Annotated in this window: 22 protein-coding genes; 12 read left to right on the forward strand and 10 right to left on the reverse strand. The window is 65.8% G+C overall.

Annotated elements, in window-relative coordinates; translation table 11 throughout:
- Positions 1-191 precede the first annotated feature (191 nt).
- The 4 genes from KVP10_RS18620 to KVP10_RS18635 all read right to left on the reverse strand — a co-directional run bounded on the left by KVP10_RS18620 (position 192) and on the right by KVP10_RS18635 (position 3,864).
- A complete protein-coding gene (locus KVP10_RS18620; RefSeq protein ID WP_217966238.1) occupies positions 192-1,163 on the reverse strand; it encodes a tripartite tricarboxylate transporter substrate binding protein in 972 nt (323 codons plus the stop codon).
- 72 nt (positions 1,164-1,235) lie between these two features.
- Positions 1,236-2,144 carry a TauD/TfdA dioxygenase family protein gene (locus KVP10_RS18625; RefSeq protein ID WP_217966239.1) on the reverse strand — a complete coding sequence of 303 codons (909 nt, stop codon included), beginning with the start codon at positions 2,142-2,144 and terminating at the stop codon, positions 1,236-1,238.
- A gap of 290 nt (positions 2,145-2,434) precedes the next feature.
- Positions 2,435-3,592, reverse strand: coding sequence for an ATP-grasp domain-containing protein (locus KVP10_RS18630; protein WP_217966240.1), 1,158 nt, complete (start codon positions 3,590-3,592; stop codon positions 2,435-2,437).
- 65 nt (positions 3,593-3,657) lie between these two features.
- Complete coding sequence (locus KVP10_RS18635) at positions 3,658-3,864, reverse strand: SlyX family protein (protein WP_217966241.1); 207 nt, start codon at positions 3,862-3,864, stop codon at positions 3,658-3,660.
- Between the two features lie 223 nt (positions 3,865-4,087).
- Here KVP10_RS18635 and KVP10_RS18640 point away from each other — a divergent pair, with 223 nt between their 5' ends.
- The 6 genes from KVP10_RS18640 to KVP10_RS18665 all read left to right on the forward strand — a co-directional run bounded on the left by KVP10_RS18640 (position 4,088) and on the right by KVP10_RS18665 (position 9,948).
- Positions 4,088-5,062 carry a Bug family tripartite tricarboxylate transporter substrate binding protein gene (locus KVP10_RS18640; protein WP_217966242.1) on the forward strand — a complete coding sequence of 325 codons (975 nt, stop codon included), beginning with the start codon at positions 4,088-4,090 and terminating at the stop codon, positions 5,060-5,062.
- 43 nt (positions 5,063-5,105) lie between these two features.
- Positions 5,106-5,795, forward strand: a complete 690-nt coding sequence (locus KVP10_RS18645) for a 4-carboxy-4-hydroxy-2-oxoadipate aldolase/oxaloacetate decarboxylase (protein ID WP_217966243.1) — start codon at positions 5,106-5,108, stop codon at positions 5,793-5,795.
- On the forward strand, positions 5,792-6,712 hold the full coding sequence (locus KVP10_RS18650) for a hydroxyacid dehydrogenase (RefSeq protein ID WP_217966244.1): 921 nt from the start codon (positions 5,792-5,794) through the stop codon (positions 6,710-6,712). The genes KVP10_RS18645 and KVP10_RS18650 overlap by 4 nt, the downstream gene beginning before the upstream one ends.
- Positions 6,713-6,736: 24 nt before the next feature.
- Positions 6,737-7,651 carry an SMP-30/gluconolactonase/LRE family protein gene (locus KVP10_RS18655; protein ID WP_217966245.1) on the forward strand — a complete coding sequence of 305 codons (915 nt, stop codon included), beginning with the start codon at positions 6,737-6,739 and terminating at the stop codon, positions 7,649-7,651.
- A 108-nt stretch (positions 7,652-7,759) separates the two neighbouring features.
- Positions 7,760-8,716, forward strand: coding sequence for a tripartite tricarboxylate transporter substrate binding protein (locus tag KVP10_RS18660; RefSeq protein WP_217966246.1), 957 nt, complete (start codon positions 7,760-7,762; stop codon positions 8,714-8,716).
- A 197-nt stretch (positions 8,717-8,913) separates the two neighbouring features.
- Positions 8,914-9,948, forward strand: a complete 1,035-nt coding sequence (locus tag KVP10_RS18665) for an amidohydrolase family protein (protein WP_217966247.1) — start codon at positions 8,914-8,916, stop codon at positions 9,946-9,948.
- A 47-nt stretch (positions 9,949-9,995) separates the two neighbouring features.
- On the opposite strand, the gene KVP10_RS18670 is transcribed toward KVP10_RS18665, so the two are convergent.
- The gene (locus KVP10_RS18670) at positions 9,996-10,961 is read right to left on the reverse strand and encodes a Bug family tripartite tricarboxylate transporter substrate binding protein (protein ID WP_217966248.1); all 966 of its coding nucleotides are present in this window, start codon (positions 10,959-10,961) and stop codon (positions 9,996-9,998) included.
- Between the two features lie 258 nt (positions 10,962-11,219).
- On the opposite strand from KVP10_RS18670, the gene KVP10_RS18675 reads away from it, so the two are divergent.
- A complete protein-coding gene (locus tag KVP10_RS18675; RefSeq protein ID WP_217966279.1) occupies positions 11,220-11,924 on the forward strand; it encodes an IclR family transcriptional regulator in 705 nt (234 codons plus the stop codon).
- Positions 11,925-11,959: 35 nt separating this feature from the next.
- Here the strand turns inward: KVP10_RS18675 and KVP10_RS18680 are convergent, their stop codons facing one another.
- Positions 11,960-12,469 (reverse strand): cupredoxin domain-containing protein, encoded by a 510-nt coding sequence (locus KVP10_RS18680; protein WP_217966249.1) that lies wholly within the window; start codon positions 12,467-12,469, stop codon positions 11,960-11,962.
- A gap of 21 nt (positions 12,470-12,490) precedes the next feature.
- Complete coding sequence (locus KVP10_RS18685; RefSeq protein WP_217966250.1) at positions 12,491-14,995, reverse strand: heavy metal translocating P-type ATPase; 2,505 nt, start codon at positions 14,993-14,995, stop codon at positions 12,491-12,493.
- 201 nt (positions 14,996-15,196) lie between these two features.
- Between KVP10_RS18685 and KVP10_RS18690 the strand changes: the two genes are divergently transcribed.
- On the forward strand, positions 15,197-16,597 hold the full coding sequence (locus KVP10_RS18690; protein WP_217966251.1) for an MFS transporter: 1,401 nt from the start codon (positions 15,197-15,199) through the stop codon (positions 16,595-16,597).
- Positions 16,598-16,679: 82 nt separating this feature from the next.
- On the opposite strand, the gene KVP10_RS18695 is transcribed toward KVP10_RS18690, so the two are convergent.
- Positions 16,680-17,612 (reverse strand): LysR family transcriptional regulator, encoded by a 933-nt coding sequence (locus KVP10_RS18695; RefSeq protein ID WP_217966252.1) that lies wholly within the window; start codon positions 17,610-17,612, stop codon positions 16,680-16,682.
- Positions 17,613-17,781: 169 nt separating this feature from the next.
- Between KVP10_RS18695 and KVP10_RS18700 the strand changes: the two genes are divergently transcribed.
- Both KVP10_RS18700 and KVP10_RS18705 read left to right on the forward strand, forming a co-directional pair.
- The gene (locus tag KVP10_RS18700) at positions 17,782-18,942 is read left to right on the forward strand and encodes a mandelate racemase/muconate lactonizing enzyme family protein (protein WP_217966253.1); all 1,161 of its coding nucleotides are present in this window, start codon (positions 17,782-17,784) and stop codon (positions 18,940-18,942) included.
- Positions 18,943-19,001: 59 nt separating this feature from the next.
- Positions 19,002-19,967, forward strand: a complete 966-nt coding sequence (locus KVP10_RS18705; protein ID WP_217966254.1) for a tripartite tricarboxylate transporter substrate binding protein — start codon at positions 19,002-19,004, stop codon at positions 19,965-19,967.
- A 134-nt stretch (positions 19,968-20,101) separates the two neighbouring features.
- Here KVP10_RS18705 and KVP10_RS18710 read toward each other — a convergent pair whose 3' ends face one another.
- Both KVP10_RS18710 and KVP10_RS18715 read right to left on the reverse strand, forming a co-directional pair.
- Positions 20,102-21,487 (reverse strand): MmgE/PrpD family protein, encoded by a 1,386-nt coding sequence (locus KVP10_RS18710; protein ID WP_217966255.1) that lies wholly within the window; start codon positions 21,485-21,487, stop codon positions 20,102-20,104.
- A 112-nt stretch (positions 21,488-21,599) separates the two neighbouring features.
- Complete coding sequence (locus KVP10_RS18715) at positions 21,600-23,003, reverse strand: MmgE/PrpD family protein (protein WP_217966256.1); 1,404 nt, start codon at positions 23,001-23,003, stop codon at positions 21,600-21,602.
- A 256-nt stretch (positions 23,004-23,259) separates the two neighbouring features.
- Here KVP10_RS18715 and KVP10_RS18720 point away from each other — a divergent pair, with 256 nt between their 5' ends.
- Complete coding sequence (locus tag KVP10_RS18720) at positions 23,260-24,270, forward strand: tripartite tricarboxylate transporter substrate binding protein (protein WP_217966257.1); 1,011 nt, start codon at positions 23,260-23,262, stop codon at positions 24,268-24,270.
- Complete coding sequence (locus KVP10_RS18725; RefSeq protein WP_217966258.1) at positions 24,267-25,715, forward strand: MmgE/PrpD family protein; 1,449 nt, start codon at positions 24,267-24,269, stop codon at positions 25,713-25,715. The genes KVP10_RS18720 and KVP10_RS18725 overlap by 4 nt, the downstream gene beginning before the upstream one ends.
- Positions 25,716-25,719 lie beyond the last annotated feature (4 nt).

Raw genomic sequence — 25,719 nt, forward strand, 5'->3', positions numbered from 1 at the left:
GGCATCCCCGCCGCAGCGTTGCGCTGCGTAATGCGGTGTCGTGGATCGGCCCGGCAAATGGCCGGGCCTAGTATATCCCATCGACCTCCAGGCACTTTGCGTCCCCGGCAAGCAAGAAGGGCGCCCACGCGAGCGCCGCGCCCCTCTCTGCAAGCTTTCGGCAACCGGATGGCCCGCAGCGGCAACGACAGTCAATTCAGGCTGATATGCGCCTTGCGGATTACCCCCTGCCACTTCGCCACTTCCTGGCCGATGAAGGCATCCGACTGCTGCGGCGTGCGCACGAACGGTTCGGCGCCGATCCGGCCCAGCGTGGCGACGAACTTGGGATCGGACTCGATCTTGCCCAGGGCCGCGCTGTATTCCCGAATGACACCGTCGGGGGTACTGGCCGGGGCCAATAAGGCGAACCACCCAAGCACCTCGAAGCCCGGAAAGCCGCTGGCGGCAACCGTGGGGACATCGGGCAGGAACTTGGAAGGCGACAGGGAAGTGATGGCCAGCGGCCGCAGCGTTCCCTTCTTGATCAGGGGCATGATGACGGCAATATTGTCGAACATCATGGGAACGCGGCCGGCTATCAGGTCGGGCCACGCCGCCGAACTGCCCTTGTACGGCACGTGCATGATGTCTACTTTGGCCTGCATCTTGAACAGCTCGCCCGCCAGATGCTGGCCTGTTCCGGGGCCTGCCGAAGCGAATTCCACCTTGCCGGGATATTTCTTCAGATAAGCGACGAGCTCGGGCACGGTCCTGGCCTTGATCTCCTTAGGGTTGACGACCAGCACATAAGGCGTCGCCGCCACCATGCCCACCGCGCGGAAACTCTTGAGCGTATCGAAAGGCAAGTTGGAATAAAGCGACGCATTGGTGGCGTGGCTGCTCGGGACGAACAGCAAAGTATTTCCGTCGCCATCAGCCTTGGCCACCATGCCGGCGGCGATATTTCCGCTGGCGCCGGGCCGGTTCTCGACGATCACCGACCTGCCCGTGACTTCGGTCAGGTGCTGGGCCACGAGCCTGGCCAGGACATCCGTGGTTCCTCCGGGCGGGAAACCCACGAGCAGGCGGACGGGTTGCTGCGCGCCAGCCTGCGACGAGGCCAGGGCGAGCCCCAGCCCGAGAGCTGCGACGCACAGCAGTTTCTTGAGTGCTTGGATCATGTTTGTCTCCTTGTTCTATGAATTCGGCGCCCGCAGGCCGCATGGGCCCCGGGCCTTCCTTGTGCTGCCTGCTCAGGACATTGCCGCTATGGCGCTGCCCAGCGAGCGGGCATCCATTTGCTGCTCTTCGAGTACCGCCCCCGAGACCTCGCCCAGCATCGAGCAGCGCATCATATGGCGGGGCTGGGTCTGGTCGAAATCGGCCAGCGCGATGTGCAGGGTGCAGCGGTTGTCCCACATCACCACGTCATCCACGCTCCACTTGTGGCGATAGACGAACTCCGGCGAGGTCGCGTGGCGATTCAGAAAGTCCAGAATCGGCTTGCTTTCTTCTTCCGTCATGCCGACGAAGCTGCGTATGCGTTCGCTCACGAACAGCAGCTTGCGGCCGGTTTCCGGATGCACCCGGACCACGGAATGCACGATGGGCGGATTGCGGCGCTTGAGAGCGGCCACCTGCTCGGGGTCCCGCTTTTCGAAACCCTTGATCAGGCTGATATCGTGGATCGCCTGCAGGTCTTCCACGAACTTTCGCATGGGCGCGCTGAGCGACTCGTAGGCCATGTACATATTGGCGAACATCGTGTCCCCGCCCACATCCGGCTTTTCCTTGCACATCAGCACCGATCCCTTGGCCGGCCGGGTGGTATAGCTGAGATCCGAGTGCCAGTTGCGGCCGGTGTTGCGCGTTTCGGAAGGCTTGCCGTTGCGCGGCTTGTTCGAAACCAGCAACACCTCGGGATAGTCCGGGTCCCGGTAGTACGGCACATTGTCGTTGCGCTCGACCTCGCCGAAATTCCGGGTGAACGCGATCAGGCCCGGAGCATCCAGCTTCTGCTGCGGAAAGACCAGCACCAAGTGCTTGTTCCATGCCGCTTGCACGGCGGCCTGCTGCGCCGGCGCCAGCGGCCGGCTCAAATCCAGCCCATGCACAGCCGCCCCGGCCGCGTAGCCCAGGGGGACCACCTTTATTTCGCTCATTTGAATCTCCTGTTTGCTATGACCCATACGACGGCTATCTCCGGGTTGGGAGTTCGTAGAACTCTCTGCGACTGGGAACACCAGCCGTTTTCCACAGAGGACAGCACTGGCGCCGCAGCGGCTGTCCTCCGCATTTCGCATCTTCTATGTTTTTTGTATTTTGTACATTGTCGACATTATAGAAAAGGAGAATAGGGAAATCAAACCCGGCGCACGAGGGTCCCTCCCGGTCCGGTCGAGCCGGCCGCTCTCCCAAATAAGCGAATGAAAGGCCCGAAATCCGCGGGCGGCTACTTGCGGCCCTGCGTCCAGGACTGGGCCAGCATGTTCAGCAGCAAGTCGGTATATGACCAGCCCGCCGCCCTGGCGGCCATGGCGATCAGGCTGTCGCGATTGTCGCGGTCGGGTCGGCCGGGGCCGGTGAGGTTGGGCTTCATGTTCAGGTCGAACAGGTAGTACTTGCCATCCTTGCCGGCCCGGCAGTCGATGCGTATGGGCGCGCGCGAATCGACCAGGGCCGCGGCGCGCGCGCAGTGGTCCAGCAGCCTGCGCAAGGCGGGCTGCTGTTGCGCGTCGCGGTCCAGGGGCTTGCTGTTGGAAGCCAGCGGCTCGGCGTCGTCGTATGGCGCTACACCGTCTTCGTGCCGGCAGCGCTGCACGGCGGGCAGGCTCCAGTGCGCAGCCATGGTTTGCTGCTCGCCCTGTATGCGGTAGGTGCCGGGCGGCATCACGGCGACGGCCAGTTCTTCGCCCGGCAGGAATTGCTCGACGATCACCGAGCGGTCGAACACCGGCACCAGGTCGCCCCGGAAGATCTCGCTCGCCTTCATGATCTGCTCGAAGCGTGCGCGCAAGGAATCCAGCGTATCGACGCGAAACACGCCCTGGCTGCCGCGCCCGCGCAGCGGCTTGACCACCAGCGGGAAATGCAGCCCGTGCGCGGCGAGTTCAGAATCGGACACGGCGTCGATGGAATAGGTCTGGCGCGGGTCGTCGGTGCCCACCAGCACCGAAGGCGCCACCGGCAAGCCATGCCGGCGCAGCAGTTCGTTGGCGACCCATTTGTCGTCGTAGGACTGCACGCGCTCGGGCAACTGGCCGACGATGCGCGCGAGCTTCAGGAACGATTCCAGCGGGTGGCCCTTGAACAGCACCGTGTTGGCCCACAACACGCGCGCGCCGTCGTCCAGCGCGGCCTGTATGCCTTCGATCGAATCGGGATAGACCCAGTCCGTATCCACGCCGGCGGCCGGTTCCGGCGCCGGCGTGCGGACCTCGACACCGGCGGCGCGCAACGCGAAAGCGATGTCGGCGCCGCTGTCGGCGTAGCCGCCGCGCTTGACCGACCTGTGCACATTACCGACGGCAGGCGCCTCGATGGACTCGTAAAGCACTGCCACCGGGCCGGCCGGCGGCCATGTATCGCCTTTAGCGGAATCGCTCGTCATCGTATCCAGCCCCTTCCTGTTTCGAATTCTTTGCCGTGCCCGGCCCTTTCTTCCGGTGCCACGGATCAATAGTGCGGCGGCCTTTCGTTCGCCGACGGCGCCGCCCCGCTGTCGGCGAGGTCTTCGGCCTGCCTGGCCAGCGAGGCGCAGAACGCCTTGAGTTCGTCGATCTGCTTCTGCTGCTGGTACACGAGCTGGTTGAGCTCTTGCGTCAGGTCTTCCTGGCGCGTGAGCTTGATTTCAATTTCGATCAAGCGCTCTTCGACAGTCATGATGCGTGGTCCTGAGGGAGAGTGGGAAATAAACATTCTAATGCCGGGCGTCGCCGCCCGGGGCGCAGTGCAGCCCGTCCCCGCTCGCACCCATAGCCGATTGTTTTCTGGTCCGGAATTAATTTCGTCTGTTGCAACGCTAGTGCGCACTACGAAATTTATGGCTAGTATGCCCGGACCCGATCACCCCTGCACAAAAACCCACACAGCCTCAGGAGGGCACATGAAATACTTCGCAAAACTGTCGAGCACGCTGGCCACGGCGCTGCTGTCGGCCTCGGCCCTGGCGGCGGGCTACCCCAGCCACCCCATCAAGCTGATCGTGCCGTTTCCGCCGGGCGGAGGCACCGACCTGATCGCCCGCGACCTCGCCAAGACGCTGGCCCAGCAGAACGGCTGGAACATCATCGTCGACAACCGGGCGGGCGCCGGCGGCGACATCGGCGTGGCCACTGCCGCCAAGGCAGACCCCGACGGTTATACCTGGGTGCTGGGACAGACCAGCAATCTCGCCATCAATCCCACGCTGCACAAGGGCCTGCCCTACGACCCCTTCAAGAGTTTCGCCCCCATCAGCCTGGTGGCCGAATCGCCGCTGGTCCTGGTAGCGCCCAAGGCCGCCAAGTACAACAACGCCGCCGAATTCGCCAAGGCCGTGCGCGCAGCGCCCGCCAACAGCATGAATATCGGCCTGCCCGGCATAGGCACCGTGGCGCACCTGACCACCGTGCTGTTCGAGCGCACCGCCGGCATCGATGTCACCAACGTGCCCTACAAAGGCGCGTCCGACGGCCTGCCGGCCCTGATAGGCAACCAGCTCCAGGCCTATATATCGTCGATCCCCACGCTGCTGGGCTCCATCGAGGCCGGCCAGATCAAGGCGCTGGGCGTGACCTCGCAAAGCCGCGTGTCGGTGCTGCCCGATGTGCCCACCATCGACGAGTCCGGCTACAAGGGCTTCAACGCAACGACCTGGTTCGGCATTCTGGTGCCCGCCAAGACCCCCGCCAACATCCGCGCGACGCTGAATGCGGCCATCAACAAGGCCGTCAAGGACCCCGCTTTCGTGAAGCAAATGAATGCGCAGGGCGCCGCAACCCTGGGCGGCTCGCCCGCCGATTTCACGAAACGGTTGCACACCGACTACGACATGTGGGCCGACCTCATCAAGAAAGCCCACATCACTCTTGCGCACTGAGCCACTGCGCATCGACCGCAATACATCCGGAGATATACACGCCATGACGAAAAACCTTCCTTTCATACGCAAAGACATCGAACGCGTTTCCGCCGACCTGGTCAAGCGCGCCAGCCAGTTCCAGGCCGCTATCCTGGCCGACGTGGGCGGCCGCCGCGGCACGCTGGGCGGGCGCATAAAGCCGCTGCATCCTTCCATGAAAGTCGCGGGGCCGGCTTTCACGGTCGAGGTCAGGCCCGGCGACAACCTGATGTTCCATGCCGCCCTGGCTCTGGCGCAGCCGGGCGACGTGATCGTCGTCGAAGGCAAGGGCGACACGTCCTCTGCCCTGTGCGGCACCATCATGTCCACGCAGGCCCAGGCCAAGGGCCTGGCCGGCTTCGTGCTGGATGCCGCGGCCCGGGATTCGGAAGAACTCACCGAGGGAACCTTCCCGGTCTTTTCGGTGGGCACGAACCCCAACGGCCCGACCAAGGCCCTGGGCGGCCGCGTGAACTGGCCCGTCACACTGGCGGGCACTACGGTGAACCCCGGCGACCTGATCGTGGGCGATGCCGACGGCGTAGTCGTCGTGCCCAAGGAAAACGTCGAGGAAATCCTGGGCCTGGCGCAAAAGAAGGTGGACGCCGAAGCCAGGCGGATCGCCGCCATCAAGAACGGCGACCTGGGCGCGCCCTGGCTGCTCGCAACTCTGGTCCAGGCCGGCGTCCTGAAGGACGGCGAGACGCTATGAGCGGCAACAAGCAGGCCGTCCTCGTGACGGCAGCGGATCTCGCCCCGCAGGCGCTGGACCTGCTCAAGGACTTCGACGTGGTGTTCGCAGGACCCAAGCCTCAGGAAAGCGACATCGTGGCCCTGATCGAAAAACACGATCCGGTAGGCATCATCGTGCGCTACGGGAAAATCAGCGCCGCTGCAATCAACGCGGGCCGTTCGCTGAAAGTCATTTCCAAGCACGGCAGCGGCATCGACACGATAGACAGCCAGGCGGCCAAATCGCGCAATGTCGCGGTTTGCGCGGCGACCGGCGTCAACGCCCCCGCCGTGGCGGAACACGCAATCGCCTTGATGCTGGCCTGCGTCAAATCCGTGGTGAAGATGAACAGCCGCATGCACGCGGGGCACTGGGACAAGGCCACCCACAAGAGCATAGAGCTGCATGGGCGCACGCTGGGCCTGATAGGCTTGGGCGCCATCGGCGCGCGCACGGCATCGATCGCGCACGCCATGGGCATGCGCACTGTTGCCTATGATCCTTACGCGAAGAACGTTGCCGATTACGTGCGCACGGTGGATCTCGAGGAGCTCTGGCGCGTCTCGGACGTCGTATCCCTGCACTGCCCCCTGACGGCGGAAAACCGCAATCTGATCAACGCGCAGACCCTGGGCTTGTGCAAGCCCGGCGTCATTATCGTGAACACCGCGCGCGGCGGGCTGATCGACGAAGACGCTCTGCTGGCCGCGGTGCGCGACGGCCGCGTCGGGGCGGCCGCCCTGGACAGCTTCCAGCAAGAGCCGCCGCCCGCCGGGCATCCGTTCTTCGCCGAGGAAAACATCCTGCTCAGCCCGCATATCGGCGGGGTCACGCAAGACGCCTACGTCAATATGGGCGTGGCGGCCGCGCGCAACCTGCTGAGCCATCTGGCCTGACCCGCCCGGAAAGGAGTAGACGCCATGTTCTTGAGCCACGACGTGGAAATTCGCGACGCGGAAATATACAGCGCCATGCCCGATCGATACCGGCGCAGCGGCGCGGCCTCGGAATGGGCCGACGCCAACCGCGGCGGGACATCGGTGGACTCCTTTCTGGAAGGCCCCGTCTTCGACACCGCAGGCAATCTGTATGTCACCGACATTCCCTACGGCCGCATTTTCAAGATATCGCCCGACCGGCAATGGACACTTGTCGTCGAATACGACGGCGAGCCCAATGGCATGAAGTTCCTCGGCGAAGACCAGTTCATCATCGCCGACTACAAGAACGGCCTGATGCGGCTGGACCTGGCCAAGGGCGAGATCGGCCCTTACCTGCCGCGCCGGAATACCGAGAGATTCAAGGGGGTCAACGACCTGATTTTCGATTCGGCCGGGAATCTCTATTTCACGGACCAGGGCCAGTCGGGCCTGCACGACCCCAGCGGCCGGGTATACCGCCTGGCCCGCGACGGCCGCCTCGACCTGTTGCTGCACAACGTGCCCAGCCCCAACGGCGTCGCCCTGAGCCCCGACGAAAAAGTGCTGTACGTCGCGGTGACCCGCGGCAACTGCGTCTGGCGCGTGCCGCTGATGGCCGACGGCAGCGTCGCCAAGGTGGGGCAGTTCTTCACGTCCCACGGCCCCAGCGGCCCCGACGGCCTGGCCGTCGACCAGGCCGGCCGCCTGATCGTCGCCAACCCCGGCCTGGGCCGCGTATGGGTATTGAATGAAATGGCCGAACCCGACGAGATCTGGCGCAGCCCGCGGGGCAAGTCGCTGACCAACATCGCCTTCGGCGGCCCCGAGGGCAAGACGCTGTACTGCACGGAATCGACTAGCGGATCGATCCTGGCGATCCCGATGCAACACGCCGGGGTGCCGCTTGCGCGCTGACACGCCTTATATCGCGACACAGCCTGCGCCCGGGGAGCAAGCCCGCGACCAGGCATTTCCTTTTCCTAGAAGTTAGATTCCGATAAAGACGAACCCTGGAGATCAACCATGAAGAAACTGCTTATCGGCGCGCTCTGCGCCGCCGCCATTCTGCCCGCCGTGGCGTCCGCCGCTTATCCCGACCGGCCTATCGATCTCGTCGTGCCCTATGCGCCGGGCGGCACGGCGGATTCCCTGGCCCGGCTGATTGCGCTGCACTTGGGCCAAAAGCTGCACCAGAGCGTGGTGGTGGAGAACAAGTCCGGCGCCAGCGGCATGATCGGCGAGGCCTACGTGGCCCACGCCAAGCCCGATGGCTACACGGTGCTGTACGACGCAACCCCGCTGGCCATCAACCCGGCGCTGCACAAGATGAGCTTCGATCCGGCCAAGGATCTGATGCCCCTGACGCTGGTATCGGTCACGCCGAATATATTGGTCGTCCCTGTAAGCTCGAAACTGAAAAGTGTTGCCGACGTGGTGAAAACCGCCAAGGCCGAGCCGGGCAAGCTGACCTTTACTTCAGGCGGCACGGGCACGGTGCAGTTCATGGCGGGCGAACTCTTCCGGCAGGGCTGGGGCATCGACATGCTGCACGTGCCCTACAAGAGCGGCGGCCCGGCCATCATGGCGACGGTGGCGGGCCAGGTGAACATGATGTTCACGAATATTTCTTCGTCTCTGGCGCTGGTCAAGCAAGGCAAGCTCAGGGCGTTGGCCATTACCTCGCCCAAGCGCAGCCCGCTGCTGCCCGACACCCCGACGGTGGCCGAGTCCGGGTTGGCGGGCTATCAGGTATACGAATGGAATGGCGTGCTGGTGCCCAAGGACACGCCCGAGGCAGTCGCGCAACAGCTCCAGGCCTCGATACGGGAAGTGCTGCAGGAACCCGACGTCAAGGCCAAATTCGATTCGCTGGGCGCCGACATCGTGGCCTCCACGCCGGAAGATTTCCAGAAATATCTGGCCGGGGAATTCTCGAAATGGGCGAACGTCGTAAGCAAGGCACATATCGCCGTGCAATGATCGTGCGCCGCGCCGCGCGACGGCCATAGCAGGGCCTCATCATCCGGCAAGCGGCCTGTGCTGCTTGCCGGTTTTTTCCGTCCAGCCGCGCGGCAAGACGGCAAGCGCCCCGAGCCGGGGCCGGCTTGCAGGCCGCGCAATGGCCTCTACGCCAGGCCCGCCTGCATAATCGTGGAATTCCTTTGGGACATATGAACATGGCTACCAGCAACTCACCACACATTCCCATCAGGGCCGACTGGCTCGCCACGCGCTGCGAAGACATATTGTGGCCCGAGCTGCCCATCATCGATCCGCACCATCATCTGTGGGACAGGCCGGGGTCCAGGTACCTGCTGGACGAATTGAATGCGGACATCTCCTCGGGCCACAAGGTGGAAGCGACGGTCTTCGTCCAGTCGCGCAGCATGTACAAGCAGGCTGGCGAAGAACGCTACAAGCCCGTAGGCGAAGTGGAATTCGCCAACGGCGTGGCGGCATGCTTTGCCAGCGGCCTTTATGGCCCCAGGCGCGGATGCGCCGGCATCGTGGCCTGCGCGGACCTGACACTCGGCGCCGAAGTCGACGCCGTGATCGAGCGCCTGCTGCCCGCGGGCGGAGGCCGCCTCAGGGGCATACGCAATTCGACTGCCTGGCACGCACATCCCGAGGTCCGGAGCAACCCCATACAGCCGCCTGCCGGCCTGTTGGCGGACCCGCGCTTCCAGGCCGGCGCAAAGCGCCTGTCGCGGCATGGGCTGAGCCTGGACGTGTGGGCCTACCATACGCAGTTGCCGGAAGTCCTCGAGCTGGCCTGGGCCTGTCCCGATGTTTCGATCATCGTCGACCACATCGGCGGCCCGCTGGGCGTGGGCCCTTATGCCGACATGCGCGACGAAGTATTCCAGGACTGGAAATCGGGCATGCGCGATCTATCCGCCTTGCCGAACGTCAGCGTCAAGCTGGGAGGCATGGGAATGAAGATCTCGGGCCACCGCCATCACGAACTGGACGTGGCGCCCTCGTCGGACGCGCTGGCCGCGGACTGGCGCCCATATATCGAGACGCTGATAGACCTGTACGGCACGCGGCGCTGCATGTTCGAAAGCAACTTCCCGGTCGACAAGGGCATGTATTCGTACCATGTGCTGTGGAACGCCTTCAAGAAAATCTGCCGGGGCTGCTCGCCGCAGGAAATCGCCGACCTGTTCCACGACACCGCGCAACGCACTTACGCCGTGGATATTTCCTGAATCCGAGGCACGCCCGGCACTCTTATCTATTTGATCGCGAACCCGTATCAATTCTTCAGCCCGAGCTTGCGGGCCACGCCGCTGTATGTCGAGACCTCCTGCTTGATCTCGGCGGCGAAATTCGCGCCGCAGGTGGCATCGGGCTGCAGGCCCAGCGTATCCAGCTTCTGGCGCATCTGCGCATCGGCCTGGAATCCCCGGGCGTATTTTTCCAAGGTCGACAATACAGCCGGCGGGGCTCCTGCGGGGGCCAGCAGGCCGTACCATGCGTCCTCGGAATAGTTCTTGATGCCCTCTTCGGCAAACGTCGGCACCTTGGGCAGGGACTTCAGCCGCTTGGCCGACGCCACCGCCACTACCTTGAGCTTGCCGGACTTCAACTGGGACAACACGGACCCCAGGGTGGCGAACGACATGTCCACCTGTCCGCCCATCAGGGCCGTAATCGCCGGCGCGGCGCCGTTGTAAGGGATGTGATTGAATTTGGTGCCGGTGATTTCCTCGAACTTGGCCATGGCGAAATGCCCCGAACTGCCGACCCCCGGCGAGGCCACCGAATACTTGCCCGGGTTCTTTTTCGCCCGGGCGATTACGTCCCGCAAACTATTGACGGGCAGCGAGGGCCCCACCACCAGCACGGTAGGGCTCTTGGCAAAAGCGCAAATCGGGGCGAACGATTTCTCGACGTCGAACTTGATTCTTTTCCCGTACAGGGCGGGCGTCGTGGTGAGATTGGTCGCCGCCAGCAGCAGCGTATAGCCGTCCGGCTTTTCCTGGCTGACATATTGGGCGGCAATCGTCGAATTGGCGCCCGGCTTGTTCTCGACGATAAAGCTCTGCCCCGCCTGCTGGCTGGCGAAATTGGCAAAAGCGCGCGCCACCACGTCGGTGGGGCCTCCGGCACTGAAGCCGACTATGACCTTCACGGGGTTGGCGGGATAACTTGCGTTGCCGGCGTATGCCGTCCCGGCCAGAACCAGGGCCGACGCGGCCGCGAGATATATCGATTTCATCAAACACTCCTCCTGAGGAAAATTTATAGCTTCCGGCGCACACCCGCCGCCCGGCCATGCGCGTAACGCGAGCGCGCCGTAGGCGGCCAGGCGACGCACAAACATGCTTTATTTATTCGCCGCGAACGACTATAAAATTATGTTTTGCTGCATACAATGCTGTTTCTTCTGTTGAAATACACTGCGCGTGGTGCCGCGATGGCTCGTAGACATCGCAAGCCGCCGAAGGAATAAGGCGTGAAAGACAAATCGCAAGACATGGCAGACACGGGCGTCATCTCGGTCAACAGGGCGATAGGGCTGCTGGAAGCCTTCGGCGTACAGGACGGCTACCTGCCGCTGGCCGAGCTCAGCCGCCGCACCGGCCTGCACAAGACCACCGTGCTGCGCATCGCCCGTACTTTGGCGACGCATCAATACCTGGTCTATCGCGAAGACGGCGCGTGGCGCCTGGGGCCCGCGTCCGGATGGCTGGGCGCCCGCTACCAGGCGTCTTTCGACGTCACGGCCTCGGTCGAACCCGTCCTGCAGGAACTGTCCAAGCTCTCGGGCGAAAGCTCGACGTTCTTCGTGCGCGAAGGCAATGCCCGCATATGCCTGTACCGCGTCGAAGGGCCGCAGGCAATCCGCTTCCACATACGCGTCGGGCAGGTCCTGCCGCTGGAAAAGGGCTCGCCCGGCAAGGTGATACTCGCCTTCACGGGCACGCCGGGCGCCGAATTCGACGGCATCAGGCGCAAGGGCTATTACATTTCCCTGGGTGAGCGCGACACCGATGTAGCCAGTGTGTCGGCGCCGGTATACGGGGTCAATTGGCAGTTGCTGGGCGCGATCAGCATCTCGGGCCCGATCGCCCGCCTGCCCAAGAAGAAACTCGAGGCCTTTGCCGAAACCCTGGTCGGCAAGGCCAACCAGCTATCCATAGCCCTGGGAGGCAAGCGCGCGGTGACCCTGTCCCGCTGAGCGACGCCGGCAAGGGAAGGGGGATCGGCCTGTGCCTAACGCACGCTGATCGCGCCCTTCATGCCCGCTTCCATATGGCCCGGCTCCAGGCAGGCGAAATCCACGGTTCCGGCCTTGCCGAACTGCCACACCAGATCGCCCTGCTTGCCGGGAGCAAGCGACAGCGCATTGGGCTCTTCGTGCTTCATGCCGGGCATGCTGCGCATCATCGCCGCATGCTCCTGCAATTCGTGCATCGAGCCGAGCACCAGTTCGTGGCGCAGCTTGCCTTCGTTGACGACATGCAGGCGCACGGTTTCGCCGGGCCTGACGCTCAGGCTGGATGGCACGAAGCGCATGCTGTCGCGCATCGCAATATCTATCGTGCGGTCCGCACGCGCCGGATCGCCGGGCCGGCCGGCGCCGGACTCGTGTGCATGTTCGTGCATGCCCGGCTTGGCCGCCGGCCCCGCTTCATGGGCCGCGCCGCCGGCGGCCTGTGCCGCACCCGCCAGCAGCAACAGGGACAAGGCTGCCAAGGTTCGGATAGACAAGGTCTTTTGCATGGTTCAAGCTCCCATCATCGATCATCGAAAAGAAAAACGCCGCAGGCGCAATGCGTTGCCGAGCACGAACACGCTGGAAAGCGCCATGGCCGCGGCGGCGAACACCGGCGACAGCAACGGGCCGCCGAAGAGGTACAACACGCCCGCGGCCACCGGGATCAGGGCCACGTTGTACGCAAAGGCCCAGAACAGGTTCTGCCGGATGTTGCGCATGGTGGCCCTGGACAGCGCTATGGCGGCGGCCACGCCGTCAAGGTCTCCCGACATCAGCACCACATCGGCTGCCTCGATGGCGATATCGGTGCCGCCGCCCACGGCCAGGCCCACGTCCGCCGCGGCCAGCGCGGGCGCATCATTGATGCCGTCGCCCACATAGGCCAGCGCGCCGTGCCCCGCCTTGAGACGCAGCACGGCATCCACCTTGCCCGCGGGCAGCACTTCGGCGACCACCTCGTCGATGCCCAGCTGCGATGCAATTACCTGCGCGGTGCGCCGGTTGTCGCCCGTGACCATGGCGATCTTCAGGCCCAGGCCATGCAGCGTGCGTATGGCCTGCGCCGTGGTGTCCCTGAGCGGGTCGGCCACCGCCAGCATCGCGGCCAGCCGGCCGCCGATGGCGGCGTATAGCGGCGTCCTGCCTTGCTCGCCAAGGCCTCGCGCCGCCTCGGCGAAGACCGACACATCCAGGCCCAACTGCGCCATGTAGCGGTCGGCGCCGACATCCACGCGCTCGCCATCCACTTGCGCACCCGCGCCCATGCCCGCAGCCGCCGCGAAATCGCGCGCCTCGGGCACGGCAATGCCCTCGGCCCGGGCCGCGGCGACGATGGCGCGGGCGATCGGATGCTCGGATTTCGCTTCCACGGCCGCGACCCGCGCCAGGACCCGCTGCCGGTCAAAGCCGGATGCGGGCAGCAGATCGGTCAGTTCGGGCCGGCCCTTGGTCAAGGTGCCCGTCTTGTCGACCGCCAGCACGCTGGTCTTTTCCAGCAGTTGCAGCGCCTCGCCCTTGCGGAACAGCACGCCGAGCTGCGCCGCCCTGCCGGTGCCGACCATGATGGACGTGGGAGTAGCCAGGCCCATGGCGCAGGGGCATGCGACGATCAATACCGCCACCGCATTGACCAGCGCCAGGCCCAGCGACGGCGTGGGGCCGAAGGCCAGCCACGCGACGCAAGTGAGCAAGGCCGCGGCCATCACCGCCGGCACGAACCACATGGTGATGCGATCGACCAAGGCCTGGATGGGCAGCTTGGAGCCCTGCGCCTGTTCGACCATGCGGATGATCTGCGCCAGCATGGTGGAGCCTCCCACCTGCGTCGCCCGGAAAACCAAGGCGCCGTTCTGGTTCATCGTGCCGCCCACCAGCGTCGCGCCCGGGCCCTTCTCGACCGGCATGGGCTCGCCGCTGATCATGGATTCATCGACAAAACTCGCGCCTTCCACGACCTCGCCGTCCACGGCGATCCGCTCGCCGGGGCGCACCTGGACGAGATCGCCGCTGCGCACTTCGGCGATCGGCACGTCGTGCGCCTCGCCGTCGCGCAGCACGCGGGCCGTGCGCGGTTGAAGGTCCAGCAGGCGCTCGATCGCCGCCGAGGCGCGCCCCTTGGCGCGCGCTTCGAAGTAGCGGCCGAGCAGGATCAAGGCGACGATGACGGCGGCCGATTCGTAATACACATGCACCGTGCCGGCCGGCAGCAGACCCGGCGCGAAGGTGGCGACCGACGAATACAGGAATGCCGCCAGGGTGCCCGAGGCCACCAGCGAATTCATGTCCGGGGCTCCGCGCAGCAAGGCCGGAATCCCGTGACGGAAAAAGCGCCAGCCCGGGCCGAACAGCACCAGGCCGGTCAGCACGAACTGCGCCACCCAGCTCGCCTGGCGTCCAATGGTGGCCTCGATGAAATGATGCCAGGCAAGGAAGAGATGGCCGCCCATTTCGACCAGGAACACCGGCAGCGCGAGCACGATCGCCAGGATCAGCGCACGCCGCAGCCCGGCCTGTTCCCGCGCGCGCCGGGCCTGCGTGTCGTCCTGCTGCCCGGGGGCATCGCCCAGCACGCGCGCCTCGTAGCCGGCGCGCGCCACCGCCCGCAGCAATGCGTCGGCCTGAGTTCCGGGCAGCACCTGCAATTGCGCCCGCCCGGTCGCCAAGTTGACGGCGGCGCCGGTCACGCCGGGCACCCCGGACAAGGCCCGCTCGACGCGCCCCACGCAAGACGCGCAGCTCATGTCGGCGACGGCCAGTTCCATGGACTGCCGCGGCACTTCGTAGCCCGCGGCCTCCACAGCGGCAATGGCGGAGGGCAACTGCGCGGCGTCCGACAAGGAGACGTCGGCGCGTTCCCGCGCCAGATTGACGCTGGCCCGCGCTACCCCGGGCACGGCCGCGAGCGCGCGCTCCACGCGCCCCACGCAGGACGCGCAGCTCATGCCCAGCACAGGGATACTGGCGGCCGTGCCGGGGGCCGCGGAATCCGGTCCATCCAGGTGGCCGGCGGCGATATTCGGAGTTTGGGTCATTTCGGTATTTTGCGGGCCCACGGCCCGCGGCTTGCCTATGATTGAAGATACTGTAAGGCTTCCCATAATGTTAAGGTCAAGCCTTCTTGCATGCTGTCCGGAATCTCCGGCCGTCCGCATGCGGCCCCGCCTGGGCTATATTTGCTCCAGCCCCTGCTTTATTTCCCTCATCGCCGTCCCATATAGCCGCCGCGCCGCCGCATGCACCAGCCCTCGCCCACTGCAGCACAACCGCAGCCCCGCTTGTTCTACGGATGGCTGGTGGTCGCCGCCGGCTTTGCCGTCACCTTCGTCGGATTCGGCTGCGCCTATTCGTTCAGCGCCTTCGTCGAGCCCTTGCAGCGCGACTTCGACGCCACGCGCGGCTCGGTGTCGCTGGTGTTCGCGCTGGCGGGATTCCTGTATTTCGGCTTCGGCATGATCAGCGGGCCGCTGGCCGACCGCTGGGGCGCGCGGCGCCTGGCGGCATTGGGCATGCTGCTCACCGCGGCGGGGCTGGCTGCGGCCGGCATGGCGCACAGCCTGACACAGGTCTACCTCGGCTATGGCCTGGGAGTGGGGCTGGGCGTAGGCTGCGCCTATGTGCCCGCCATGGGCACCGTGCAGCGCTGGTTCGTCAGGCGCCGCGGCTTTGCGTCGGGGCTGGCGGTCAGCGGCATAGGCGTGGGCACGCTGGTGATGCCGCCGCTGGTATCCCTGCTGATACCCCTGACGGGATGGCGCGGCGCCTACATGGTGCTGGCCGTCATCGCCGTGGTGCTAGGGGCCGGCATGGCGCTGCTGATCGAAGACTCGCCGCGAAGCCGCGGACTGCAGCCCGATGGCGATCCGGCGCCGCCAGCCGCTACACCCGTCCCGCCCGCAGCGTCACTCTCCCGTTCCGCGCCGGCCGTTCATTCAGTGCCTGCCGATCACTCCGCGCTCGGCGATCATTCCGATCATCCCGGCCCATCCACCCATGGCGCACCGGCAACGCATCGGACAGCCGCGATCGTGCCGGGCGCCTCGATACGCGACGCGCTCCGGTCCCGCCCCTTCATCGCCCTGTACGCCGCCTGCCTGTTCAGTTCCTTCGGCCTGTTCGTGCCCTTCGTGCACCTGGTGCCCTACGCCCAGGACCACGGCATCGCGCAATCGGCCGCGGTATTGCTGATAGGCGCCATCGGCGTGGGCAGCACCGCCGGCCGCTTCTTCCTGGGCGGCGTGGCCGATCGCATGGGCCGCCGCCCCGCGCTATTGGCCATGCTGGCCGGCATGGCGCTGGCCCTGCTCATATGGCTGGCCTCGACCTCGATGTGGGCGTTGTTCCTGTTCGCCCTGCTGTTCGGCGTGTGCTACGGCGGCTATGTAGCCCTGCTGCCGGCCCTGGTCATGGACGAATTCGGCGGGCGCAATATCAGCGGCCTGATCGGCATCCTGTACACCAGCGTCGCCTTCGGCAACCTGATCGGCCCAAGCGCGGCCGGATACGCCTACGACCTGACCCACAGCTACGCCGTCCCCATCCTGGCCAGTGCCGCTTGCAACCTGCTGGCCGTCGCCATCCTGGCGTGGCTGTCGCGGCGCCGCGGCGCCATGGCGGGCGATACCGAGCCGGCATAGTCGGGCCGCGCCGGAGCCATCGGCGACCTGGGGCGCCGCCACGGTCTTCCCGACCCTATCGAACCCGGGTGCGGCCGTCTTCTCAGGGCTTTTTGCGGGCTCCGCGCGCCGCCTCGTGCACCATGCGCCGGAACAGATCCAATACCTCGTCGCCGCGCGCCTCGTGGCTGCATACCAGCATGACCGGATTCGCCGGGAAGGCCGGCCGCACGTCCAGGACTCGCACCAGGCCGAGCCGCTCGTAGCGGCGCGCGATGAATTCCGGAACCACGGAAATAAAAGGTGTTTCGGCTACCAGCCCCAGATTGGACTCGAAGGTCCGGGTCTCGATGACCGAGCGCAGCGCCGGCAGCCGATGCCGGGCCCAGAAACGCTCGAGCATGGCGCGCGACGTGGTTTGCGACGAAGGCAGGATCCACTCGTGATCGGCCAGGTCTGCGAGCGCGACCGGCCCGTTCCCCAGCGCCGTATTGGCCCGGCCGCATACGATCAGCGGCCGCTCGTCGTACAGGCGCTCGACTGCAAATTCCTTGCCTATGCCGGACGGGCCGGATTCATGGCGCATCACGGCGAAATCCAGGGCTTCTTCGCGCAGCGCGGCAAACAGCCGCATGGAGCTGTCTTCCACCACACTGATGCGCATGGCGCGCTGGCCGTATCGCCCGGCATCCTGCGCCGCAGGTCGATACAGGCGAGTCAGCAACTGGGGCATCAGCGTATGCATGGCCCTGGGTATGCAGCCCAGCCTCACAACCGGCCCGCTGGCATCCATGGCGTGATCCAGTCTTTGCATGCTGTGCAGCGCGAAGCGCGCCTGGGCCAATACCGTGCGGCCCTGCAATGTCGGCTTGCTGCCATGCACGGAGCGATCGAACAGGCGCCCGCCCAGCCGCGCCTCCGCCTCGGCCAACAGGCGCGACAGCGCGGGCTGAGGCATGCCAAGCGCGGCGGCTGCGCGATGCACCGAGCCATGATCGGCAATGGCGACCACGGCCTCGATGTGGCGTCGCTGCATGGGCTTTCCCGATGGGGCGGACACGCTGGGATACCTCTCTTATATATATCAAATATGGCATCGAGTTATAGCAGGATTATCTCATTTACATCATTGCCTGCGCTGCATATATTGGCTTCGAGCCCCTTCATCCGAAGGCCTGCAACATCAAAGCCAGGACACTGCAACCATGAAAGTCGTCAAAGTCGAATGCCTCGTCGTCCACCCCGGCTGGAGGAAAAACCTGGTCTTCGTCAGGATCGAAACCGAAGACGGCCTGGTAGGCTGGGGAGAAGCCTATAGCCAGTATGACCGCGACCGGGCCATCGCGGCCCAGGTCGAAGCGCTGGGCCAGTACCTGGTAGGGCGCGACGCCTTCCACATCCGCCATTTCGTGCAGATCGCCTTCGACGACTATGCCCAGCGTCGCGCATCGCTGGAATACTGGTGCGCAGTGTCGGGCATCGAACAAGCGCTCTGGGACCTGGCCGGCAAGGCGACGAACCAGCCGGTCTACAACCTGCTGGGCGGGCCATGCCGCCAGAAGATCCGCGTCTATGCGAACGGCTGGAGCTACAAGATGCACAAGCCGGAGGATTTCGCCCGCGCCGCCGAAAAAGTCGTGCGGGCCGGCTTCACTGCCATGAAATTCGACCCCTTGCCGCGCCCCTGGCGCACCTACGTGCCCAAGGAACATATCCGGCACGCGGTGCAGGTGCTGCGCGCGGTGCGCGTTGCGGTGGGCCCGGATGTAGACCTGCTGCTGGATATCCACCGGCGCTTGGCGCCCATGCACGCCATAGCGCTATCCCGCGCCTTGGCCGAGTTCGAGCCCTATTGGTTCGAAGAGCCCTGCCAAGCCGAGAACATGGAAGCACTGGCCGAGGTGCGCGCCGCCAGCCCCATTCCCGTGGTCAGCGGCGAAGCGCTGTATGGCCGGGCCGACTTCCGCCGCCTGTTCAGGCAACGGGCCGTGGACATCATCAACCCCGACGTATCCAACTGCGGCGGCATACTGGAACTGATGCAGATCGCCTCGGCGGCCGAGGTGGAAATGGTCGCGGTATCGCCGCACAACTACAACTCCACCACCCTGTCGCTGTCGGCGACCGTGCACGCGGCCGCCTGCATGCCCAACTTCACGCTGACCGAATACTTCCTGCCCTACGAGGAATTCGGCCACGTCGTGACCCGTAACCCTCTGGTTCCCGTCAATGGCTACATCACCCTGCCGCAAGAGCCCGGCCTGGGGCTGGACGTCATCGAAGAGGCCGTCCGGGCGCGTCCCGGCCAGGAATACCCGGCACGCACATTCCGCATGAGCGAAGACGAGACCGCGGGCGAATTCTGAATCCTGGCGCCGTGCGGCCACACGAACACGGGATCAACCCCATCCGCGAGGAGACAAACATGAAATATTTCCGTGCTGCCCTTACCCGATTACTGTTGCTGGCCACCGCACTGTTGATCTACAGCACCCCCAGCTATGCCCGCTATCCCGATCGGCCCATACACTTCATCTGCACCTCGGCCGCCGGCTCGCCCCTGGACCTCATGATGCGCACACTGGCCAAGTTCATGGGCGACGAACTGAAACAGACCGTCATCGTCGAGAACAAGCCGGGCGGCACCGGCGCCGTGGGCATGGCCGCGGCGATGAGCATGCCGGCCGACGGCTACACCGTGGTCTCGGCTACCGGCTCCACCTCTTTCCTCATGGCCGAGGGCAAATCCAAGTTCACTCCCCGCGACTTTATTTTCATCCGGGGCCTGCAGGCAGAACCTTCGGCCATCGTCGTCCGTAAAGACAGCAGGTTCCACAACTTGGCGCAATTGGTGAAGGCGCTGCGCAATCCGTCCAGCAAGGTCAATGTGGGGGGCTACGCGGCGGCCGGCTTCCACCAGTTCGTCTTCTACAAGCTGCAACAGGCCGCGGGATTCAAGAGCGTCTGGATTCCCTTTCAAGGCGGCAACCAGGCCGTGCTCGCCCTGATGGGCGGAGTCCTGGACGCCGCCGTCATCACGCCCAGTTCGGCGCTGGCCCAGTTGCGCAACGGCGACCTGCGCCTGCTGGCCATCAGCACGCCGCGGCGCGACGATTACTTTCCCGATGTCCCGACCTTCAAGGAGCAGGGATACGACGTAGTCGAAACCCTGTGGCGCGGCGTCATGGTCAAGGCCGGGACGCCCAAGCCCGTGATCGACAGGCTCACCTCGGCCATGGACAAGGTCGAAGCCAACCCAGCCTGGAAGGCCTTCATGAAGAGCAACGTCCAATCGCCGCTGCACCTGAGCGTGGACCAGATGCAGCACCATGTCGCCGAGGAAGTCGCTTCGCGGCGCAAGTTCCTGAAGGATATCGGGCTGGAGAAGTAAATCGAATCCCGGGCCGGCACCAAGGGCCAAGGATCAAGCCGCGCCCGGGATCATGTCGGCTCGGCGCGTAGCAGGCGAATGTGGCCTCGTGGCGGCGGCACCCTGCGCCGCGCCACCGCACACCATAACGGCGCTCAAGCCGGCATCGGAAACCCCGGCTGCGCCTCCAGCTTGGCCAGCCTGGCGTACCAGCCGGCCGCCGGCTCCGCACCGAGGGCGGAGTGTGTCAGCAGCAGGAAGCGATGCTCCAGTTCGTCGTCCGACAAGGGCGTGCCGGGCATGCCCTTGAAGCCTTCGGCCTGGGCCTGCAGGCGGCGGCCGTCGCGTAGTTCGATAGCGATGCGGGCGCTCCAGGCCGTGGGCAGGTCCGTGGCGCTGCGCAGCTCGAGTTGCCGGCACAGCCGGGCTATGCCCGGGTCGCGCAAGGCGGACTCGTCGAAGGAATCGGGGTTCTCGGGGTCGCGATACAGCGCCAGGGCCGCGCAGAACGGCACGCTGTACTGCGCCTTCATGACATCGCCCGGTTCGCGTATGTCGTGGTGGCTGGCCACTTTGGGACTGCATTCGAGTTCCAGGCGCGCCACGTCCTCGCCGCCGAAGCCGTGCTCGGCCATGAGCCCGCGCAGGCACTGCATGGTGGGCTGGGCGGTGACATGGCAGGGATAGCGCTTGATGCAGATCTTGAGGGTTTCCCAGTTGCTGCCCAGGCCGTCGGTCAATAGCGCCGGCGCGGCCTCGCGGCAATAGGCGTCCAGGAAGCCGTAGCGGCCTTCGAAGATGGTTTCGGGCCCGCCATAGCCTTCCGAGGCCAGGCGCGCCGCGACGATGCCGGCCTCGCTGGCCCGGCCCATGTGCAGGCGCTTGACCGTGGCGCCGCGGCGCGCCTTGGTGAAGGCCAGCAGGCCGCCCGACATCGAGCCCGCGATGCCCAGGGCATGCGCCAGTTGTTCGGCGTCGAGCCCATAGATCAGGCCGGCGGCGACGGCCGCGCCATAAGGCCCGGTCAGGCCCGGCGCATGAAAGCCCAGGGCCTCGCTGCTGTGGCGGCTGGCCGCGCCGATGCGGAACAGCACTTCGCAGGCCGCGACGAAGGCCAGCAAGGCGCGCTCGCCGCTCGCGCCGGTTTCCTGGCAGGCAGCGGCCAGCGCCGGCACCAGCACCGCGCCGGGATGCACGCCCGCCCCCGGGAAGCGCAGGCTGTCCTGCTCGAAGGCATGGGCCGAGCAGGCGTTGGCGAAAGCGGCGGCCGGGGCCGCGACGCCCGGCGCCGACCCGGAAGGCCCACTATCCAGTAATGTGCAGGGCCCCTGTCCGCCGTAGCGGCGCGCATAGGCGGCCGTCGCCGCGCTCCAGGGAAACCGGCTGCCGTAGACGGCGCAGGCCAGCGCATCGGCAATGCAGGCCCGCGCGCGCGCTCGGACTTCGGCAGGGACGTCCGCCAGTCGCAAGCCGGCGGCGAAGCGCGCCAGTCGCAGGGCGGCGGTATCGTCTTTTTCGGTGTTCGATGCGGCAGTGCTCAAGCAAGAGCCCTCCTTTTAATGGACAGCAGGCTTTAATGGACAGCAAGCCGAAATATCGAAGCGGGGGCCATGACGCGCCCGCGGGCACGTGCATGATCCCGCGGATTCGGCGTCAACGCCCGGCCAGCAGCCCTGCCAGTTCGCCCGCGTCGGCCTGGCGCTCCAGGTTCAGCATCCAGTCGCGGATGCGCTCGACCCGGTCTTGCGGCAGCACATGCGAGGCCAGCTTGTCGAATTTCTCGACCACGTCGGCCTGGCTGGCGAAATTCCTCTCGTTGCCGCGGCCGGCCTCGACCGTGCTCTCGAGCCGCGCGCCGTCCTTGAAGAACACCTCGACCCGCACCATGTGGCGGTACTTGGAGCCCTTGGACGTGATCTCGGCATCGTGCATGACCTGCACTTTTTCCGCCACGCGCATGCGCTCGGGATCGGCCACCTTGTCTTCGGTGAACTGGTCGACGAAGCAGTCCCCGTCCAGCAGCCAGGTGGCCACGCAATACGGCAGGTTGAGCTGCGCCGAAGTCAGGCCCTGGGGCTCGTACTTCCAGCCTACATGGTCCATGGTGACCTGCGAGCCGTGCACCACGATCTTCTCGATGTCGGCCTCGCCGAAGGGGCGCTGCGCCTGGATGTTGCGCACCGCGTCGAGCGTGCTGTGATTGCTGCCCACGCAGGAATAGAACTTGAGCGCAACGCCCATGGTCTGCCAGGTCTGGCCCAGGCCGGCGGTCAGTTCGTCCAGCTTGTAGCGGTCGTGCGAACGCGAGAACGTGCTGCAGAAGCCGCCGTACTCGCTTTCCAGCACATTGACGATGCCGGTAAAGCCCTGCTCGGCCAGCAGCGCGCCGTACAGGCCGCTTTGCGATGCGCGCCCGGCGTGCATACGCTTGACCATCGCACCGTACTGCGCCGCCATCAGGCCGCTGGACTGCGTGCCGGCGATGCCCAGCGCGTGCACCGTGCGCTCGGCGTCCAGCCCCAGGCCGCGCGCGGCGCCGGCCGCCGCCGAGAACACGCCCAGCGTGGCGCCGGAATGCCAGCCCTGGGCAATGTGTTCCGGCCCCATGCACAGCCCCACCCTGGGGCCGATTTCATAGCCCGCCACGGCCGCGGCCAGGAATTCGCGCCCGTCCATTTTGCGGTGCCCCTCGGCGATGGCCACCAGTGCCGGCAGCACTACTGCACCCACGTGCAGCACGCCCTGGCGGTGCACGTCGTCCAGTTCGAAGGACTGCACCTGCGTGCCGTTGGCCAGCGCCGCATGGGGCGAAGACAGTTTCAGGCCGGTGCCCCAGACCACGTGCCGGGCTGTGGAATCGACCGCCCCCAGCGTTTTTTGCATGATGCGCGTCCACGGCAGATCGGCGCCGTAAAGAGCGCAGCCCAGGGAGTCGAGCATCAGCAGCTTGATGCGGTCCAGCACCTGCGACGGTATGGCTTCGTAGTGCAGGCCGGAAACGAATTCGGCAATGCCGCGGGTGTAGGGATTGGCGGAAATCGAAGTATGTGCAGTCATGGCTCGGTCGGGAATTGAGGGATTTGCCCGGGGAATAAAAAAACGGACGGGCCGCGCCCGGCCCACATCGGCGTACGCATGCAACTGCCGATTCTCGCGCAAACAGTATGGGCCCGGCTCGCCGGAATAGGCTCGCTTCAAAACAGTATACTATGGTATTCTATTTTTCAGCGAACCCGCAGCAAGGCATTCGAATGTCGCCAGGGCCATTGCCCGCGCAACGGGGTTCGCCAGGCATATAGAGGAGACCAAGCCTATGAATCAGAGCCGCAGACAGTTCAACCGCCTCGGCATGGGCCTGGGCATGCTGGCCGGCGCCGCGCCGGCCGCATTCGCCCGCGCCGCCGACGCCGCAGCGCACTACCCTTCGCACCCGGTACGTTTGGTGATCCCTTTCGCGCCCGGCGGGGGCACCGACATCATCGGCAGGGCCGTGGCGCAAAAACTGTCCGAGACCTGGAAGCAATCGATCATTCCCGAGAACCGCCCCGGCGCCAACAGCACCATAGGCCTGGCGCTCATCGCCAAGTCCGAGCCGGACGGCTATTCGCTGGGCATGATCACCGCCAGCGCCACCGTCAACGTCACCCTGCAGGGCCACCAGTTGCCCTACGATCTGCTGCGCGACTTCGCGCCCATCACGCAGATCACCGCGCAGCCCTATCTGCTGGTGGTCAACCCCAAGCTGCCGGTCAAGAACGTCGCCGACCTGATCGCCCTGGCCCGCCAGCGCGCCGCGCAAAAGGCCAAGCCGCTGACCTACGGCTCTTCCGGCATAGGCGGCCTGAGCCACCTGTCGGGGGCCTTGTTCTCGTCGATGGCGAAGATCCCGCTTACCCATGTGCCGTACAAAGGCGGCTCGCCCGCCATGACCGCAGTGGTCAGCGGCGAAATCGACATGCTGTTCAGCACGCGGCTGCAGGCCAATGCCATGCTGCACGCGGGGCGCCTGCGCCCGCTGGCGGTGTCCACGGCCAAGCGCTCGGCCGCATCGCCCGAACTGCCGACCATGAGCCAGGCCGGCGTGCCGGGCTTCGAAGTCACGGACTGGTACGGCATGCTGGCCCCGGCCCATACCCCCGCCGCCATCGTCGAGAAAATCAACCACCAGATCGTGCGCACGCTGAAGCTGCCCGATATTGCCGCGCGCATGAGCACCGACGGCTCTGAGCCCGTGGGCAGCAGTCCGGCCCAATTCGCGACCCATATCCGCACCCAGGTCGAGAAATGGCGCAAGCTCATCACCCAGCTGGGGATCCACACATGACAGTCATGGACCAAGAACGCGGCACGGAAAGCGCGCCGCAGGAAAGCGGCGTGCAGCCTGCCGGCCTGGCGCGCGAACTGGGCGAGCGCATCGCCGCCTTCCCCGCGCGGCCGCTGCCCGTAGCAGCGTTGCACTGGGCCGGCACAGGCCTGCTCGACACGCTGGGCGTCACCCTGGCCGGCAGCCACGAGCCGGCCGCCGCGCTGGCCGAAAAATCGCTGGAAGGCGCCAGCGGCCCGGCCCTGGTGCTGGGCACGCCGCGCCGCACCGCGACGCTGGACGCAGCGCTGATCAACGGCGCCGCTTCGCACGCGCTGGATTTCGACGATTGCAACAACACCATGGGCGGCCACCCTTCCGCGCCGGTGTTGTCGGCGCTATTGCCCCTGGCCGAACAGCTCGGCAGCTCGGGCCTGGAATTCGCCCATGCCTATATAGTCGGCTTCGAGACCGAGACCAAGCTGGGCCTGGCCGTCAATTTTCACCACTACACCAAGGGCTGGCACCCCACCGCCACGCTGGGCGCCTTCGGCGCCGCGGCCGCCTGCGCCCGGCTGCTGCGCCTGGACGGCGAAAGAACCGCGACGGCGCTGGCGCTGGCGGCCTCTTTCGCATCAGGCATCAAGGCCAACTTCGGCACCATGACCAAGCCGCTGCACGTAGGCCATTGCGCGCGCAACGGCCTGTACGCGGCGCGCCTGGCGGCCAGCGGCTATACCGCCAACACCGACACCGTGTTCGAGCACAAGCAGGGCTTTCTCGACGTGTTCAACGGCCCCGGCACCTATGACACCGAACGCGCGCTGCAAGCCTGGGCCGATCCGCTGGACATCATCGAACCCGGCATCGCCATCAAGCAATACCCGTGCTGCGGCAGCACTCACCCCGCCATCGACGCCATGCTGGAACTGGTCGGCCGCCACAAGCTGGCGCCCGAAGCCGTGGCCCGCGTGGATGCCGCCATACACAGCCGCCGCCTGCAGCACACCAACCGTCCCGACCCCGCCAGCGAACTGGACGCCAAGTTCAGCCTGCAATATGTGCTGGCGCGCGCGCTGGCCGACGGCCATATCGGCGTCGCTGACTTCAAGGACGGCGCATACCTGCAGCCGCGGGTGCGCGCGCTGCTGCCGCGCATCCACGTCCAGGCCTACGACCATACAGGCGTGGGCGGATTCGCGCCCGCCAATCATTTCGGCGGCTGGGTCCAGGTCACCCTCGCCGACGGCCGCAAGCTGGCCGCGCAAGTCGACCAGCCCCTGGGCCGCACCTCGGCCAATCCGCTGCCCGCCGAGCGCCTGCGCGAGAAATTCCGCCTGTGCGCGGACGGCGTGCTGCGCGCGCAAGCCGTGGCCGGCATTGTCCAGGCGATCGAGCATTTTCACACCCTGCCCCGCATGGGCGAGATCACCGCGCTGATAGCCGGCGCAACTATAGAAATATGAGGGA

Origin of the sequence: Candidimonas humi (assembly GCF_019166065.1) — a bacterium.
In the GTDB taxonomy this organism is placed as follows: domain Bacteria; phylum Pseudomonadota; class Gammaproteobacteria; order Burkholderiales; family Burkholderiaceae_B; genus Candidimonas; species Candidimonas humi.